Genomic DNA, 15,293 nt, shown 5'->3' on the forward strand with positions numbered 1-15,293 from the left:
AGAGGTAAAGAATGAACAAGTTTTATGGTATAGGGGTTGGAGTTGGAGATCCAGAAATGATAACAGTGAAAGCTGTAAATATCTTAAAAAAGATAGATATAGTTTTAATACCTAATGCAGGGAGAGATTATACAAGTACAGCTTATAATATAGCAAAAGAGTATTTGAAAAAAGATGTTAAATTAATAAATATAGAATTTTCAATGAATCCAAAATTAGAAGAAAGAAAAAAAGAAAGAAAGAAAAATGCTGGTATAGTAGAAAAATATTTAAAAGAAAATAAAAATGTAGCTTTTTTAACTATAGGAGATCCAATGGTTTATAGCACATATATATATTTATTAGAAAATATATCTTCTGAATATCAAGTTCAAACAATTTCAGGAATATCATCTTTTGCAGATATTAGTTCAAGATTTAATATACCACTTGTCATAGGGAATGAAACTTTGAAAATTTTACCTTTACATAAAAATTGTGATATAGGAAAAGAAATAGAGACTGCAGATAATGTGGTTATAATGAAAGTTGCTTTAAAATTTAAAGAATTAAAGAAAGTTTTAAAAGAAACAAATAATGAAAATAATATTATTTTAGTTTGCGAATCAGGAAAGGAAAAGGAAAGGGTATATTTTGATTTAAATGAAATAGATGAAGATAATGTACCTTATTTTTCTACTCTTTTATTAAAAAAAGGAGGAATAAATAAATGGAAAAAGTTTATTTCATAGGAGCAGGACCAGGAGATCCTGAGTTAATAACTGTAAAAGGGCAAAATATTATTAAATTAGCTGATATAATAATTTATGCAGGTTCATTAGTTCCCAAAGAGGTTTTGGAAGTTCATAAGGAAGGGGCAGAAATTTATAATAGTGCTAAAATGACATTGGAAGAAGTTGTGGATATAATGATAAAAAATGCCAAGGAAGGGAAAAAAGTAGCAAGAGTACATACTGGAGATCCTTCTATTTTTGGGGCTCATAGGGAACAAATGGATATATTAGAAGAAAATAATATAGATTATGAAGTAGTTCCAGGAGTAAGTTCATTTTTAGCTTCAGCAGCAGTATTAAAAAAAGAATTTACTTTACCAAATGTTAGTCAAACAGTTATTTGTACAAGATTAGAAGGAAGGACTCCAGTTCCAGAAGAAGAATCATTAGATAAATTAGCTTCTCATAAATGTTCGATGGCTATATTTTTATCAGTTCATATGATAGATGATGTAGTTGAAAAATTATTGAAATATTATGATGAAGATACTCCTATTGCCATTGTACAGAGAGCTACATGGAAAGATCAAAAAATTGTACAAGGAAAATTGAATAATATCGTTGAATTGGTAAAAGAGTCAAATATAACTAAAACTGCTCAAATTTTAGTAGGTAATTTTTTGGGAAATAAATATTCTAAATCTAAGTTATATGATAAATATTTTACTCATGAATTTAGAGAAGGAATAAAAGAGGAAGAATTATGAAAATAGCAATAATAGCAGTTACAAAAAAAGGACTAGAAAAAAGTCATGAAATAAAAAGTAAAATAGAATGTGATATTTATACTCTTGAAAAATTAAAAAAAGAAGGAGATAAATTAATAAAAATTTCTTTATCAAAAACTTATATGGAAATTTATAGGAAATATGATGCTTTTATTTTTGTAACTTCTACAGGAATTGCAGTTAGAATAATAAGTCCATATATAGAGAGTAAAGAAAAAGATCCAGCAGTATTGGTTGTTGATCAAGAAGGAAATTTTGTAATATCTCTTTTATCAGGACATTTAGGAGGAGCAAATAATTTAACAAACAGGATTTCTAAAATTTTAAATTCTATTCCTGTAATAACAACAGCATCTGATATTTCAGGAAAAATAGCAGTGGATACGATTGCGATGAATATTAATTCTAAAATAGAAGATTTGGAAGCAGCAAAAAAAGTGACTAGTTTAATAGTAGCTGGAGAAAGAGTTCAACTAAGGATTCCAGAAAATATATCTAACAATAATCCTAGCGGGATTATTGTTATTACTAATAGAGAAAATATAGAAATTTCTAAAATAATTCCTCAAAATTTAATAGTTGGAATTGGCTGTAAAAAAAATATTGAAAAAATTAAAATTATAGAAGCAATAAATGATATATTTTTTAAAAATAATTTATCTTTAGAGGCTATTAAATGTTTTGCTACGATAGATATAAAAAAAAATGAAAAAGGAATATTAGAAACAGCTGAAAAATTTAAAAGAAATTTAAAAATAATAAATAGAGAAGATGTGAAAAAAGTGCATGATAAATTTAAGGGTTCTGATTTTGTATATAAAACAATTGGAGTTTATAGTGTTTCTGCACCAGTAGCCTATCTAGCTTCCAGTAGAAAAGGAAAATTATTGGTAGAAAAATTAAAATATGATGGAATTACAATTTCAATCTTTGAGGAGGAAACAAGAGATGGGTAAAATTTATGTTGTTGGGATAGGACCTGGCAATAAAGAAAATATGACATTTAGAGCATATGAAGCAATGAAAAAATCGGATATTATAGTAGGTCATAAAACTTATATTTCTTTAGTTGAAAATATGTTTAAAAATAAAATTTTTATAAAGTCTTTTATGAAAAAAGAAATAGAAAGATGTGAGGAGACATTAAACTTAGCAAAGGAAGGGAATATAGTTTCTTTAATAAGCTCAGGAGATGCAGGAGTTTATGGTATGGCGGGGATTATGTTGGAAATAGCTAGTGATTCTGGGATAGAGGTTGAAATAATACCTGGTGTAACAGCATCTAATGCTAGTGCTTCTTTAGGTGGAGCTCCGATTATGCATGACAGTGTAACAATTTCTTTAAGTGATTTATTAACTGATTGGGAGTTAATAAAAAAGAGAATAAAGTTAGCTTCCATAGGAGATTTTGTAATATCTCTTTATAATCCTAAAAGTAAAACAAGAATAACACAAATAAAAGAGGCAAGAGAGATTATGCTTAATTATAAAAATCCTAAAATTCCTGTTTTAATTGCTAGAAAAGTAGGAAGATTAGGAGAAAATTATGAAATAACTAATTTAGAAAATATGCTAAGTTGTGAGATAGATATGTTTTCAACTGTTATCATAGGAAATTCAAAAACATTTGTAAAAAATGGGAAAATAATAACTCCAAGGGGATATAAGGTGAAATAAATGGATTGGATAATTGGTGGAACTAAAGATTCAAGAGATTTTATAGAAAATATATTAAAATTAAAAAAAAATATAATAGTAACAACAATTAGCGAGTATGGAAAAAAATTATTAGAAAAATATGAAATAAATGTAATTGTTAAGTCCATGAAAAAAGAAGAAATGCAAGAGTTTATAGAGAAAAATAAGATAAAGAGAATATTTGATTTTAGTCATCCCTATGCAGTAAATGTTTCTAAAAATGCAATTGAAATTGCAAAAATAAATTATATTGAATATTTTAGATTTAATAGAAAAACTTATAACTATAAAGAATGTATAGAATTTAATGAAATTGAAAAATTGGTAAGATTTACTTCTACATTAGAGGGGAATATTTTAAATACTTTAGGGAGCAATAGTGTTGAGAAATTTGAAAATTTAAAAAACTTAGAAAATATTTATTTTAGAATTTTACCTACTAAACTTTCCATTGAGAAAGTTGAAAATATAGGAGTTTTACCTAAAAAAATAATAGGAATTCAAGGACCATTTACAAAAGAATTTAATTCTTTTATTTATAAAAATTATAGTATTAAATATTTAATTACAAAAGAAAGTGGCGATATCGGAGGAGAAAAAGAAAAGATAGAAACGGCTTTAGAAAATAAAATTAAAGTTCTTGTCTTAACAAAGCCTATTATAAATTATCCTTGGGGAACTGATGATATGGAAATTATTTTAGAAAAATTTAAAGAAAATATAGGAGATGAAAATGAAAAAACTTTTTAAGATAGGAACGAGAGGAAGCATTTTAGCTTTAGCTCAAACAAAAATAGTTAAAGAATTAATTAAAGAAAAGTTTCCAGAATTAGAGCTTGAAATAAAAGAAATCATAACAACAGGAGATAAAGATTTAAGAACAAATTGGGGAGATAAAAATATTTCTTTGAAAAATTTTTTTACAAAGGAAATAGAAAAGGAATTATTAGAAGGGGAGATAGATTTTGCAGTTCATTCTATGAAAGATATGCCAATTATAAATCCTAAGGGCTTAATTTTAGGAGGAGTACCTAAAAGAGCTGATAATAGAGATGTTTTTATATCAAAAACAGGTAAAACTTTAAAAGAATTACCAGAAAATCCAATAATAGGAACTAGTTCTATAAGAAGAGCAACATGTGTTAAAGAATTAAGAGAAGATGCAGTTATAAAACCAATTAGAGGGAATATTCATACTAGATTAAGAAAATTAAAAGAAGAAGATTATGATGGGATTATTTTAGCTGGAGCAGGATTAATTAGAACAGGTTTAGAAGAGAAAATAACAGAGTATTTTAATATAGATGAAATAGTACCAGCACCAGCTCAAGGAGCCATATATATTCAATGTAGAGAAGATGACACTGATCTTTTAAATATACTTAAAAAAATAACAGATGAAAAGACTTTAGAAATTATAAAAATAGAAAGAGAGTTCTCTAAAATTTTTGATGGGGGCTGTCATACACCAATGGGATGTGCAGGCTATTTTATAGGAGATGAAATTGAACTTCAAGGCATGTATTATTCTAATGGAATTATGTCTAAAAAAACTTACAGAGGTAAAAAAGAAGAAAAAGAAAGGATAGCTCGTATTTTAGCTGAAAAAATACAGGAGGAAATCAATGGAAAATAAAGGAAAAGTCTATATTCTAGGGGGAGGTTCTGGAGATTTTGAGTTATTAACTTTAAAAGGAAAAAGATCCTTAGAGGAAGCTGATTGTATTATTTATGATAGATTAGTGAATGATATTATACTTAGATTTGCTAATTCTAAAGCTGAAAAAATATATTTTGGGAAAAGAAATACTGAAGGTGGATTAATACAAGAAGAGATAAATAAAATGCTAGTAGAAAAAGCTTTACAGGGTAAAAAAGTTGTTCGTTTAAAAGGAGGAGATCCCTTTGTTTTTGGAAGAGGGGGAGAAGAAATAGAGGAATTAATAAAAAATAATATAAAATTTGAAATAATTCCTGGAATAACTTCTGCAATATCAGTTCCAGAATATGCAGGAATACCAGTAACGCATAGAGGAATAGCTAAATCATTTCATGTTTTTACAGGAATGACGGCTAAAAATAATTCATATCATAATTTTGAAAATATATCTAAATTAGAAGGAACATTGGTCTTTTTAATGGGAGTTAAGAATTTAAATTTAATTTCAAAAGAACTGATGAAAAATGGAAAATCTTCAATGACTCCAGTTGCAATTATAGAAAAAGGAACAACTGGAGATCAAAGGGTTGTACAAGGTGTTTTAGGAGATATAGAGTTTTTAGCTAACGAACAAAATATTAAACCACCAGCAGTTATAGTGGTTGGAGAAGTTGTAAATAAAAGAGAAAAATATAAATGGTTTGAGGATAAACCGTTGTATGGTAAAACTATTTTAGTTACAAGAGAGGAAAGGTTAGGGAAAGAATTTTGTAGAAAAATAGAAAAAAAAGGTGGAAAGTCAATATTATTTCCTATGATAAGTTTAAAAAATAATATGCATAAGTTTTGTTATGGAAACTTAAAGAATTATAAAGCTTTAATGTTTAATTCTCCAAATGGAGTGAAATTTTTTTTTGATAGTTTAGATGATATAAGAATACTTGGAAATATTAAAATAGGAGTAGTGGGAGATAAAACAAGAGAAGAACTAGAAAAATATAAAATAAAAGCAGATATTATGCCTAAAAATTATTTAGGAATGGAATTAGCTGAAGAAATGACAAAAATTACTAAAAAAGGAGAAAAGATTTTAGTAATAACTTCAGACATTTCTCCTTTAAAAGAGGAAGAATTAAAAAGTAGATTTAAAAGAAATTTTAAAATTTTGCATGCCTATAAAAATAGTCCTTTAAAAGTAGAAAAAAACAAATTATTGGAAAAAATATCTGAGGCTGATTACATAACGTTTTTTAGTGGCTCAGCGGTGGAAAATACAATTAATTGTTTGAAAAATGACGTATTTTCTTTAAAAAATACAAAAATAGTTTCAATAGGTCCTTCTACAACGAAAAAAATAAAAAAATATTTAGATAAAGAAGTCTTACAACCTCTTATATACCAAGGAGATGAAATGATAAAGACCATTTGTGATACAGAAAAATAAAAAAAAAGCTTGAAAAAAGTTACCAAAAAAACTATACTTTTACTGGAAAGTAATTGATATTTTGGTATGAAATACTCTTATCTTTTAAAAGCAAGTTAAATTAGGGAGGATAAAAAATGGAAAAAGCAGTTACAATTGAAATGATTAAAGAGGCGGCAGAAACAATAAAAAGTTCAATAAAAAGAACTCAAGTAATTGAATGCCCTACTTTATTTGAAGAAACAGGAAATAGAGTTTTTTTTAAGTTAGAAAATTTGCAAAAAACAGGTTCTTTTAAAGTTAGAGGAGCTATGAATAAAATAATGAATCTTACAGATGAAGAGAAATCTCATGGAGTAATTGCTTCTTCAGCTGGAAACCATGCTCAAGGTGTAGCTTTAGGAGCAACAGCTTTAGGAATAAAATCAACAATAGTTATGCCAGGAACAGCCCCATTATCAAAAGTTATTGCAACAAAAGGGTATGGAGCAGAAGTTGTTCAAGTGGGTACAGTTTATGATGATGCATATAAAAAAGCATGTGAATTACAAAAAGAAACAGGGGCTACTTTTTTACATCCATTTGATGATCCTTATGTGATAGCAGGTCAAGGAACAATAGGTCTTGAAATATTAGAAGATATAAAAGATGTAGATATAGTTTTAGTTCCAATTGGTGGAGGAGGGATTTGTTCTGGGATAGCAAAAGCTATAAAAAGCTTAAAACCTTCAACAAAATTAATTGGTGTAGAACCAGCTAATGCAGCTTCAATGATGGAAGCAGTAAGAGAAGGACATCCATGTACAATAAAAACAACCCCTACAATAGCAGATGGAATAGCAGTTGCAAGAGCAGGGGAATTAACTTGTAAGATGATATCAGAATATGTAGATGAAATAGTTACAGTAACAGAAGATGAGATAGCAAAAGGAATATTATTTTTGCTTGAAAAATCTAAAATATTAGCAGAAGGAGCAGGAGCTTCTACAGTAGCGGCAGTTTTATCAGGTAAAATAAAAGATCAAAATAAAAAAGTTTGTTGCGTAATATCTGGAGGGAATGCAGATATTAATGCAGTTGAAAGAATAATAAATAAGGCACTTATATTAGAGGGAAGAAAAGCTGAAATAAATGTAGAGTTACAAGATAAATCAGGAGAATTAGAAAAATTACTTAAAATATTAGCAGAAAATAAAGCAAACATTTTAAGAATAAACCAGTCTATGTATAGAGCAGATGCAAAAATGAATTCTCAAGTAGCAACAATAGCAATAGAGTGTAAAGATGCGACTCATAGAGACAAAATAATAAATAATATAGAAGAAGCTGGTTATCATTTAATGAAATAGATTTAAAAAATTTGTTTTTTCATTCGAATTTTAGTATTATATAATTATAAAACTAAAAAAGGATGGATTTTTATGAAGAAGATTATATTGATATTTTATGTTGTTTTACAGAGTTTAGTTTTTGGATACAAATTTCCATTAAAAGATCCTTATGTAGCAACAGTTGTAGGGACTTCTAAAATGATGACTAATGGAATAAAAGAAAAAATTCCACTAGAGGTTCATCGAATGAAAATGATAAAAACTAGAGATATTCCAGAAAGTTTAAAATATCAAGAAGAATACAAATTTTCTTTGGCACTGCAAAAGAAAAAAGCTCCTGTGATATTTATTTTATCAGGAACAGGTTCTTCTGCTACTTCAATAAAAACAAGATATTTTGAAAGAATATTTTATACAGCAGGGTACCACGTAGTTGGAATTTCATCAATTATGAATTCTAATTCCGTGGTTTCTTTGTCGTATAATAAAATGCCAGGAAATTTATTGGCGGACGGGTTTGATTTATATAGAGCTATAAAAAATATAAGCAGTTATATCGAGACACGTACTAAAGTTGAAAGTTATAGTCTTATGGGTTATAGTTTAGGAGGAACACATTCAGCGGTATTAGGTTTTATAGATAATAAAGAGAATTATTTTGATTTTAAGAAAATATTTGTTGTTAATCCTTCAGTAAATTTATATGATTCTGCAGAATTACTAGATGTTATGTTTGACAAATTAACTAATGGAAATATAGAAGTTTTACTAAGAAGAGTGGATGAATTGGTAGATGAATTATCGAAAAATAAAGAAAGGTTAGATATAAAAAATCCAGAGAGAGCCTTTACTCATCTTAATATTCATAGGGATGATTTGAAATTAGGTATAGGATTTATTTTTAGATTAACTTCTGTAGATATTAATTTTTTATCAGATTTGTTAAATAAGAGGAAAATTTATAGTAATGGGGAAGTATCTAAATATGAGGATATGACAAAGTATTTTAAAAAAATTAATTTTGCTAATTTTGAAGATTATGCACAAAATATAGCGTATCCTTATTATAAAGGATTATATGGAGAAAAATTTACATTAAAAAAAGTTAAAGAAATGTCAGATTTAAAAAGTATAGACAACTATTTAAAGAATGCTAAAAATATTTATGTTGTTACAAATAAAGATGAGTTAATATTAACAAATAAAAATTTAAAATATTTAAAAAGAACATTTAAAAATAGACTAAAGGTTTATCCATGGGGAGGACATTGTGGGAATATGTTCTATCAAGAAAATGTGGATTATATGTTAAAAATAATGAAGGAGAAATAATATGAAAGAAAATAGAAATAAGATACTTCTAATATGTTTAACCTTAATATTTATTTCTTGTTCATCTATAAAAAGAGGATATAGATATGGAAAAATAGAAAAAGTTAATTATTTAGAAGAAATGGAATATGATAAGACTATATTTTTTGGAGGGAGTGATAAATTAGGACCAATAAATAGAAGAATATATTATTTTAATGGGATGTTTGATAGATATGTATCTTATCCAGTTTTAAGTAGATATGATTATTATACTCCTAATTTTTTAAAAAAAAGAATTAGTAATTTTTTCTCTAACTTTGCAGAAATACCTACAGGAATAAATGAGTTTTTACAATTAAGGTTTTATGATGGGATGGAAACAACTTTTAGATTTGCAATAAATACAACGGTTGGAATTGGTGGATTATTTGATCCAGCTTCTAAGATAGGGTTATCGAAGCATAGAGAAACGTTAGGAAGAACTTTGGCCTATTATGGAGTAGGGGCAGGATCGTATGTAGTAGCTCCATTTTTAGGACCAACTAATGTAAGAGATTTGAGTTGTTATGGTATAAGTTCTTATGGATTGAATCAAGTAGGAGTTTATGATTATTTAGGGATGGATTTGGCCAGTCCGTATGGAATTTTAGCTTTTGCTATAGATACTAAAAATAATATGGGAATATATTTTATGGATACAGATTATGTGTTTGAATATGAATATTTTAGATATTTGAATAAAAAATATTTAGATATTTTAGATAAGCAGAATAAATATTATTCAGAAGGAAAGGGAATATAATGAGGATATCAATACTAGGAAGTGGAAGTGGAGGGAATGCTACTTTTGTAGAAATTGATGGAGTTAAAATACTTATTGATGCTGGATTTAGTGGGAAAAAAATTAATGAAAGATTAAATGAAATAGGTGAAGAGATTAAGAATATAGAAGGGATTTTAATTACTCATGAACATATTGATCATATTCAAGGGGCAGGAATTATTTCTAGAAAATATAATTTAAAAGTATATATAACTAAAGAAAGTTATAATATTTGTGGAAAAAAATTAGGAAAAATAAAAAAGGAAAATTTAAACTTTATTGATATAGATCAAGTTTTCTTTAGAGATAAAGTTAAAGTTAAACCTTTTGATGTGATGCATGATGCAGCAAGAACAGTTGGATTTAGAATAGAAGGGATAAAATCTAAAAAAGTTTTAACTATTTCTACAGATATAGGTTATATAGATAATAGAGTAAGAGAATATTTTAAAAACTCTGATATAATAGTAATTGAATCAAATTATGATTATCAGATGCTTATGGAATGTAATTATCCTTGGGATTTAAAAGATAGGGTTAAAAGTAGGAATGGGCATTTGTCAAATAACGATGCAGCAAAATTTATTTGTGAAACCTACAATAAAAAATTAAAAAAAGTTTATTTAGCTCATGTGAGCAAAGATAGTAACAGCAGAAAAATTGTTTCAAAAACAATATTAGATGAGTTAAATAGATTAAAAATAAATATACCAGTGGAAATTGCTAGTCAAGATGTGGTAACTAAATTGTATAAAATTTAGGGGGACTTATGAACAAAGAAGAATTATGGGAAGAATTAAAATTTGAAATAGGAAATTTAGAACGTTTAAAAAATATAACAGAGGAAGAAATTATTTTAGGAAGTGGAAATAAAAATGGCAGTCTTTTATTCATAGGGGATGATAATAAATTATATGAAGATGAAGATTTAAGATTTGAAATAGGTTCTAGTGGAGAGTTTTTTATAAAATTATGCGATTTAGCAGAAATTTCACCAAAAGACTATTTTATAACAACTTTAACTAAACAAGAATTAAGGTTTAGAGATTTGTTTGAAGAAGAACAAATTAAAATTTTAGAATTGTTAGATATGCAAATTTCATTGCTTTCTCCAAAAGTGATTATATTTTTTGGCCAAAGTGTAGCAGAAGCTGTATTAAAAAAAGAAGTAAATATGGGGAAAGAAAGAGGCAAATTTTATAAATGGAAAGGTGGAATAGAGTTTCTTATAACTTATGATGTAGAATATATAAAAAAAGTTAGAGAAAATACAGGAAGAAAATCTAAAGCTGCTTTGGAATTTTGGAAAGATTTACAAAATATAAAAAATAAATTGGAACAAATAAATGGATAAAAAAGAATTGAGAGCAAAAATAAAAAAAATTAGAGAAGGATTATTGTTTGAAGAAAAGAATAGATTAAGCGAAAATATAACTAATAAATTTTTAGAATTAGAAGAAGTTAAAAAAGCAAAAGTTATAATGAGTTATATGGATATAAAAAATGAGGTACAAACTAAAAAGCTTAATGAAAATTTAAAACAAATGGGAAAAAAAGTATTATTACCTTCTGTAGAGGATCTTGGGATAAAGGTTTATGAGGATAATGAACTTTACAAAAAAAGTAAGTTTGGAGTTTTAGAACCTTTTGGGGAAGAATATAGAGGAAATATAGATATAATTATAGTTCCTGGAATTGTTTTTAATTCTAGTGGAGATAGAATAGGATTTGGAAAAGGATACTATGATAAATTTTTATCAAAAAATATTTATAAAAAAAGTTTAAAAATATCGATAATTTATAATTTTCAATTGGTAAATGACTTTTTAGGAGAAGAATTTGATCAAAAAATAGACATGCTAGTGAAAGAAAATGATATTTTGAATTTTCTAAACATTGAAAAATAAAAGATGTTATGCTAAAATGTAGAATAGATAGATTTTAACAAGTAGGAGGGATTTTTGTGTCAGGACATAGTAAGTGGAATAATATTCAACATAGAAAAGGAGCTCAAGATAAAAAAAGGGCTAGCTTATTTACAAAATTAGGAAAAGAATTAACAATAGCGGCTAAAGAAGGTGGAGGAGATCCTGGATTTAACCCTAGGTTAAGACTAGCTGTAGAAAAGGCAAAGGCAGGAAATATGCCTAAAGATATATTAGAAAGAGCAATAAAAAAAGGAACTGGAGAATTAGAAGGTGTAGATTATCAAGAAATTAGATATGAAGGTTATGGTCCATCAGGAACAGCTTTTATAGTTGATGTTGTAACAGATAATAAAAATAGATCAGCTTCAGAAGTAAGAAGCACTTTTTCAAGAAAAGATGGTAATTTAGGATCAGATGGAGCTGTTTCTTGGATGTTTAATAAAAAAGGAGAGATTATAATTTCTTCAGAAGAAGTTAAAGATGCAGAAGAATTTATGATGGAAGCTTTAGAAGCAGGTGCGGAAGATATAGTGGAAGAAGAGGGAGAATATCAAGTAATTACTGATCCAACAGATTTTCAAGTAGTTTTAGATGCTTTAACAGAAGCAGGATATAAACATGAAGAAGCTGAAGTAACTATGTTACCAGAAAATAAAGTTAATATAACTGATTTATCAGTAGCTAAAAAAGTTTTAGCTTTATATGATACTTTAGATACTTTAGATGATGTACAAGAGGTGTATTCAAACTTTGATATACCAGAAGAAATTTTAAATCAACTTGATTAATAAAAAATATGACTTTCTAGATATTTTAGTATCTAGAAAGTTTTTTTATAGACAAAAATAAAAAATGTGTTAAAATAGGTAATAAATTGCAATTTTAAGGGGGAGATATGGAAACTTTAGGATTGATAGCGGCAGTTTTAACCACATTATCTTTTTTACCACAAGTTATGCAAGTAATAAAGACCAAGGATACAAAGAGTATTTCTTTAGGAATGTATTCGATGTTTGTTTTAGGAGTTGTATTATGGGCGGTATATGGTTTTCTAATGAATGATAGACCGGTTTTTATTGCGAATTTAATAACTTTCTTTTTATCTTTTATAATATTAATTTATAAAATAATAGAGATAAGAAGAAACTAAAAAACTACTGTATTAACAGTAGTTTTTTTGTTAACTATTTAAACCTTTTATTAATAATTCGGCTGTTTCACGGTTAGTAGCAATCGGAATTTTATGAACATCAGATAGACGAATTAAAGCTTGTACATCAGGTTCATGTGGCATTGCAGACAATGGATCTCTGAAGAAAAATACAGCAAGTATGACTTCGTTTGCTATATCAGCACCTATTTGTTGATCTCCACCAAGGGGACCAGATAAATATCTAGTAATATTTAAATCGGTAGCTTGTATAATTCTAGTTCCAGTAGTTCCAGTTCCAACAAGCTCATATTTAGAAAAAAAATCTTTGTGTTTTTTTACAAAATCAACAAGTTCATCCTTTTTTTTATCATGAGCGATAAGAGCAATTCTTTTTTTCATATTTCCTCCTAAAAATTAACAAAGTTCTAATTTTATTTTATTTTCTTTTAAGAAATTTTCATATTCTTTTGGTATAGAATCAGTTAATAAGAAATCAATATCTTCAAATTGAGCATAGGTAACAAGTCCAAGAGAAGAGAATTTTGAGCTGTCTATAAGTAGAAAAATTTCTGAGCTTTGTTTAATAGCTGTTTTTTTTATTCCAGATTCTTTAATAGAAGCATTAGTGATTCCATTCTTTATAGATATTCCAGTAGAAGCCATAAAGGCTTTTTGGATATTTAAATTTTTTAAAAATTCAATAGATTCTTTCCCGACAAAAGAATTAACAGTTCTATCAAGAGATCCAGATAAAGCGATTATTTTAATATTTGGATAAGGCAAAGCTTTAATTATAAAATTTAAATTATTTGTAAAAACAGTAATAGATTTATTTTTAAGTCCTTCTATCATATGGACAGTAGTTGTTCCTGAGTCTATGTAAATAATATCGTTTTCATTTACAAATTCGCTTGCTTTTAGAGCTATTTTTAATTTTAGATTTTGATGAATAATTCTTCTGTCTTTGAATGAGACTAATGTAGAGTTATCTGCAACAGTTACTCCTCCGTAAACTTTTTCAATTGTTCCTTTTTTTAGAATTTCTTTAATATCTCTTCTGATAGTATTCGGAGAAACTTTAAAAACTTCACAAAGTTTTTCCATTTTTACTGTTTTATGTTCTAAAATATATTCTTCTATTTTTTGTGTTCTTTCGTATTTCATAAGCACAACCTCTCATTTAAAATTATATTATCATTATACAACATTTTTTTTTCTTTGACAAATAAGAAAAAAAATAATATAATCAAATTAACAAAAATATAATCAAAATATAATCAAAAGTTATTTTTAAAAGGGGGAGCAATGGCGAATATATTTCAAATTCCTAAAAAAATTATAGCAGGAAAGGATGCATTACAATTATCTAAAGAGAGTTTATCAACTTTTGGTAAAAAGGTGTTAATTGTTACAGATGATGTTATGATTAAATTAGGGAATGTAAAAAAATTACAAGATGTGTTAGAAGAAATTAGTGTGGATTATGTTGTTTATTCAGGTGTTAACGGGGAACCTACTGATAAAATGGTAGAAGAAGGGATAAATGTTTATAAAGATAATAAATGTGAATTTCTAATAGCTATAGGTGGAGGAAGTCCTATAGACACAATGAAAGCAATAGGGGCAATGATAACTAATTCAGGAGATATAAAAGATTATAATGGTAAAATTATTGAGAAAGAACCTCCAATATTAGTAGCTATACCAACAACTGCTGGAACTGGATCAGAGGCTACAAAGGTTACTATTATAACAGATACAAAGAATAATATAAAGATGTTATTACAAGGAGGAAAATTAATTCCTACATTAGCTGTAGTGGATCCAGTATTCACATTAACAGCGCCTAAAGGAATAACTGCAGCAACAGGAGTAGATGCATTAACTCATGCTATCGAAGCTTACACTTCAAGAAAATCTTTTCCTTTAGCGGATACTTTTGCTATATCAGCTGTAAAAAAATTATATGATAATTTGTTAAGGGTTTATGAAGATGGATTAGACATAAGAAGCAGAGAAATAGTTGCAACAGCAGCAACAGAGGCAGGTATTGCTTTTAACAATTCTTCAGTAACAATAGTTCATGGAATGAGTAGACCTATAGGAGCTTTATTTCATGTTCCTCACGGTTTGTCTAATGCTGTTTTACTTGAAAAATGTTTAAAATTTTTAAAATCTGGTGCAGTAGATAGATTGGTAGATTTAGCTAAGGCTATAGGGGTTTATGATTCTAAAATGACAGATGAAGAAGCAGCAGATAAATTTATAGAAGCGATAAGTGAATTGCTTGAAAGATTAGAAATACCTAATTTACAAGCTCTAAATATAGATAAAGATTTATTTTTTGAAAATATAGATAAAATGGCTAAAGATGCTCTAGATAGTGGAAGTCCAGCAAACACTAGAAAAGTTGTGGCCCATGAAGATATAGTCTCTATTTATAAAGAGTTGTGGAGTTAAAA

18 protein-coding genes are annotated in these 15,293 nt (G+C 27.2%); 16 read left to right on the plus strand and 2 right to left on the minus strand.

Features of this window, described 5'->3' with window-relative positions; genetic code table 11:
• Positions 1–11: 11 nt before the first annotated feature.
• The 15 genes from cobI to Q7K47_05800 all read left to right on the plus strand — a co-directional run bounded on the left by cobI (position 12) and on the right by Q7K47_05800 (position 12,828).
• On the plus strand, positions 12–731 hold the full coding sequence (gene cobI / locus Q7K47_05730; protein ID MDP0506720.1) for a precorrin-2 C(20)-methyltransferase: 720 nt from the start codon (positions 12–14) through the stop codon (positions 729–731).
• On the plus strand, positions 710–1,480 hold the full coding sequence (cobM, locus tag Q7K47_05735) for a precorrin-4 C(11)-methyltransferase (protein ID MDP0506721.1): 771 nt from the start codon (positions 710–712) through the stop codon (positions 1,478–1,480). Before cobI ends, cobM begins: the two co-directional genes overlap by 22 nt.
• Positions 1,477–2,457 carry a cobalt-precorrin 5A hydrolase gene (gene cbiG / locus Q7K47_05740; GenBank protein MDP0506722.1) on the plus strand — a complete coding sequence of 327 codons (981 nt, stop codon included), beginning with the start codon at positions 1,477–1,479 and terminating at the stop codon, positions 2,455–2,457. The genes cobM and cbiG overlap by 4 nt, the downstream gene beginning before the upstream one ends.
• Positions 2,450–3,178 carry a precorrin-3B C(17)-methyltransferase gene (gene cobJ, locus Q7K47_05745; protein MDP0506723.1) on the plus strand — a complete coding sequence of 243 codons (729 nt, stop codon included), beginning with the start codon at positions 2,450–2,452 and terminating at the stop codon, positions 3,176–3,178. The genes cbiG and cobJ overlap by 8 nt, the downstream gene beginning before the upstream one ends.
• Complete coding sequence (cobK, locus tag Q7K47_05750; GenBank protein ID MDP0506724.1) at positions 3,179–3,949, plus strand: precorrin-6A reductase; 771 nt, start codon at positions 3,179–3,181, stop codon at positions 3,947–3,949. It abuts the gene before it with no gap.
• Positions 3,933–4,835, plus strand: a complete 903-nt coding sequence (gene hemC, locus Q7K47_05755; protein MDP0506725.1) for a hydroxymethylbilane synthase — start codon at positions 3,933–3,935, stop codon at positions 4,833–4,835. The genes cobK and hemC overlap by 17 nt, the downstream gene beginning before the upstream one ends.
• Complete coding sequence (gene cobA / locus Q7K47_05760; protein ID MDP0506726.1) at positions 4,825–6,303, plus strand: uroporphyrinogen-III C-methyltransferase; 1,479 nt, start codon at positions 4,825–4,827, stop codon at positions 6,301–6,303. The genes hemC and cobA overlap by 11 nt, the downstream gene beginning before the upstream one ends.
• A gap of 116 nt (positions 6,304–6,419) precedes the next feature.
• Positions 6,420–7,631, plus strand: a complete 1,212-nt coding sequence (ilvA, locus tag Q7K47_05765) for a threonine ammonia-lyase (GenBank protein MDP0506727.1) — start codon at positions 6,420–6,422, stop codon at positions 7,629–7,631.
• A 72-nt stretch (positions 7,632–7,703) separates the two neighbouring features.
• A complete protein-coding gene (locus Q7K47_05770; protein ID MDP0506728.1) occupies positions 7,704–8,945 on the plus strand; it encodes a serine/threonine protein kinase in 1,242 nt (413 codons plus the stop codon).
• A gap of 1 nt (position 8,946) precedes the next feature.
• On the plus strand, positions 8,947–9,729 hold the full coding sequence (locus tag Q7K47_05775; GenBank protein ID MDP0506729.1) for a VacJ family lipoprotein: 783 nt from the start codon (positions 8,947–8,949) through the stop codon (positions 9,727–9,729).
• The gene (locus Q7K47_05780; protein MDP0506730.1) at positions 9,729–10,511 is read left to right on the plus strand and encodes an MBL fold metallo-hydrolase; all 783 of its coding nucleotides are present in this window, start codon (positions 9,729–9,731) and stop codon (positions 10,509–10,511) included. The genes Q7K47_05775 and Q7K47_05780 overlap by 1 nt, the downstream gene beginning before the upstream one ends.
• Before the next feature lie 8 nt (positions 10,512–10,519).
• The gene (locus Q7K47_05785; protein ID MDP0506731.1) at positions 10,520–11,104 is read left to right on the plus strand and encodes a uracil-DNA glycosylase family protein; all 585 of its coding nucleotides are present in this window, start codon (positions 10,520–10,522) and stop codon (positions 11,102–11,104) included.
• A complete protein-coding gene (locus Q7K47_05790; protein ID MDP0506732.1) occupies positions 11,097–11,657 on the plus strand; it encodes a 5-formyltetrahydrofolate cyclo-ligase in 561 nt (186 codons plus the stop codon). The genes Q7K47_05785 and Q7K47_05790 overlap by 8 nt, the downstream gene beginning before the upstream one ends.
• A gap of 56 nt (positions 11,658–11,713) precedes the next feature.
• Positions 11,714–12,466: a YebC/PmpR family DNA-binding transcriptional regulator gene (locus Q7K47_05795; protein ID MDP0506733.1), complete on the plus strand. Its 753-nt coding sequence runs from the start codon at positions 11,714–11,716 to the stop codon at positions 12,464–12,466.
• Between the two features lie 107 nt (positions 12,467–12,573).
• Complete coding sequence (locus Q7K47_05800) at positions 12,574–12,828, plus strand: SemiSWEET transporter (GenBank protein ID MDP0506734.1); 255 nt, start codon at positions 12,574–12,576, stop codon at positions 12,826–12,828.
• 30 nt (positions 12,829–12,858) lie between these two features.
• On the opposite strand, the gene mgsA is transcribed toward Q7K47_05800, so the two are convergent.
• The gene (gene mgsA, locus Q7K47_05805; GenBank protein ID MDP0506735.1) at positions 12,859–13,230 is read right to left on the minus strand and encodes a methylglyoxal synthase; all 372 of its coding nucleotides are present in this window, start codon (positions 13,228–13,230) and stop codon (positions 12,859–12,861) included.
• Positions 13,231–13,245: 15 nt separating this feature from the next.
• Positions 13,246–13,995, minus strand: a complete 750-nt coding sequence (locus Q7K47_05810; GenBank protein ID MDP0506736.1) for a DeoR/GlpR family DNA-binding transcription regulator — start codon at positions 13,993–13,995, stop codon at positions 13,246–13,248.
• 141 nt (positions 13,996–14,136) lie between these two features.
• Here Q7K47_05810 and Q7K47_05815 point away from each other — a divergent pair, with 141 nt between their 5' ends.
• The gene (locus tag Q7K47_05815) at positions 14,137–15,291 is read left to right on the plus strand and encodes an iron-containing alcohol dehydrogenase (GenBank protein ID MDP0506737.1); all 1,155 of its coding nucleotides are present in this window, start codon (positions 14,137–14,139) and stop codon (positions 15,289–15,291) included.
• Positions 15,292–15,293: the final 2 nt, after the last annotated feature.

Source organism: Fusobacterium sp. JB019, from assembly GCA_030673965.1.
In the GTDB taxonomy this organism is placed as follows: domain Bacteria; phylum Fusobacteriota; class Fusobacteriia; order Fusobacteriales; family Fusobacteriaceae; genus Fusobacterium_B.

Coding starts and splice junctions, on each gene's coding strand:
- cobI (MDP0506720.1), top strand. CDS start 12: ATGAACAAGTTTTATGGTATAGGGGTTGGAGTTGGAGATCCAGAAATG.
- cobM (MDP0506721.1), top strand. CDS start 710: ATGGAAAAAGTTTATTTCATAGGAGCAGGACCAGGAGATCCTGAGTTA.
- cbiG (MDP0506722.1), top strand. CDS start 1,477: ATGAAAATAGCAATAATAGCAGTTACAAAAAAAGGACTAGAAAAAAGT.
- cobJ (MDP0506723.1), top strand. CDS start 2,450: ATGGGTAAAATTTATGTTGTTGGGATAGGACCTGGCAATAAAGAAAAT.
- cobK (MDP0506724.1), top strand. CDS start 3,179: ATGGATTGGATAATTGGTGGAACTAAAGATTCAAGAGATTTTATAGAA.
- hemC (MDP0506725.1), top strand. CDS start 3,933: ATGAAAAAACTTTTTAAGATAGGAACGAGAGGAAGCATTTTAGCTTTA.
- cobA (MDP0506726.1), top strand. CDS start 4,825: ATGGAAAATAAAGGAAAAGTCTATATTCTAGGGGGAGGTTCTGGAGAT.
- ilvA (MDP0506727.1), top strand. CDS start 6,420: ATGGAAAAAGCAGTTACAATTGAAATGATTAAAGAGGCGGCAGAAACA.
- Q7K47_05770 (MDP0506728.1), top strand. CDS start 7,704: ATGAAGAAGATTATATTGATATTTTATGTTGTTTTACAGAGTTTAGTT.
- Q7K47_05775 (MDP0506729.1), top strand. CDS start 8,947: ATGAAAGAAAATAGAAATAAGATACTTCTAATATGTTTAACCTTAATA.
- Q7K47_05780 (MDP0506730.1), top strand. CDS start 9,729: ATGAGGATATCAATACTAGGAAGTGGAAGTGGAGGGAATGCTACTTTT.
- Q7K47_05785 (MDP0506731.1), top strand. CDS start 10,520: ATGAACAAAGAAGAATTATGGGAAGAATTAAAATTTGAAATAGGAAAT.
- Q7K47_05790 (MDP0506732.1), top strand. CDS start 11,097: ATGGATAAAAAAGAATTGAGAGCAAAAATAAAAAAAATTAGAGAAGGA.
- Q7K47_05800 (MDP0506734.1), top strand. CDS start 12,574: ATGGAAACTTTAGGATTGATAGCGGCAGTTTTAACCACATTATCTTTT.
- mgsA (MDP0506735.1), bottom strand. CDS start 13,230: ATGAAAAAAAGAATTGCTCTTATCGCTCATGATAAAAAAAAGGATGAA.
- Q7K47_05810 (MDP0506736.1), bottom strand. CDS start 13,995: ATGAAATACGAAAGAACACAAAAAATAGAAGAATATATTTTAGAACAT.
- Q7K47_05815 (MDP0506737.1), top strand. CDS start 14,137: ATGGCGAATATATTTCAAATTCCTAAAAAAATTATAGCAGGAAAGGAT.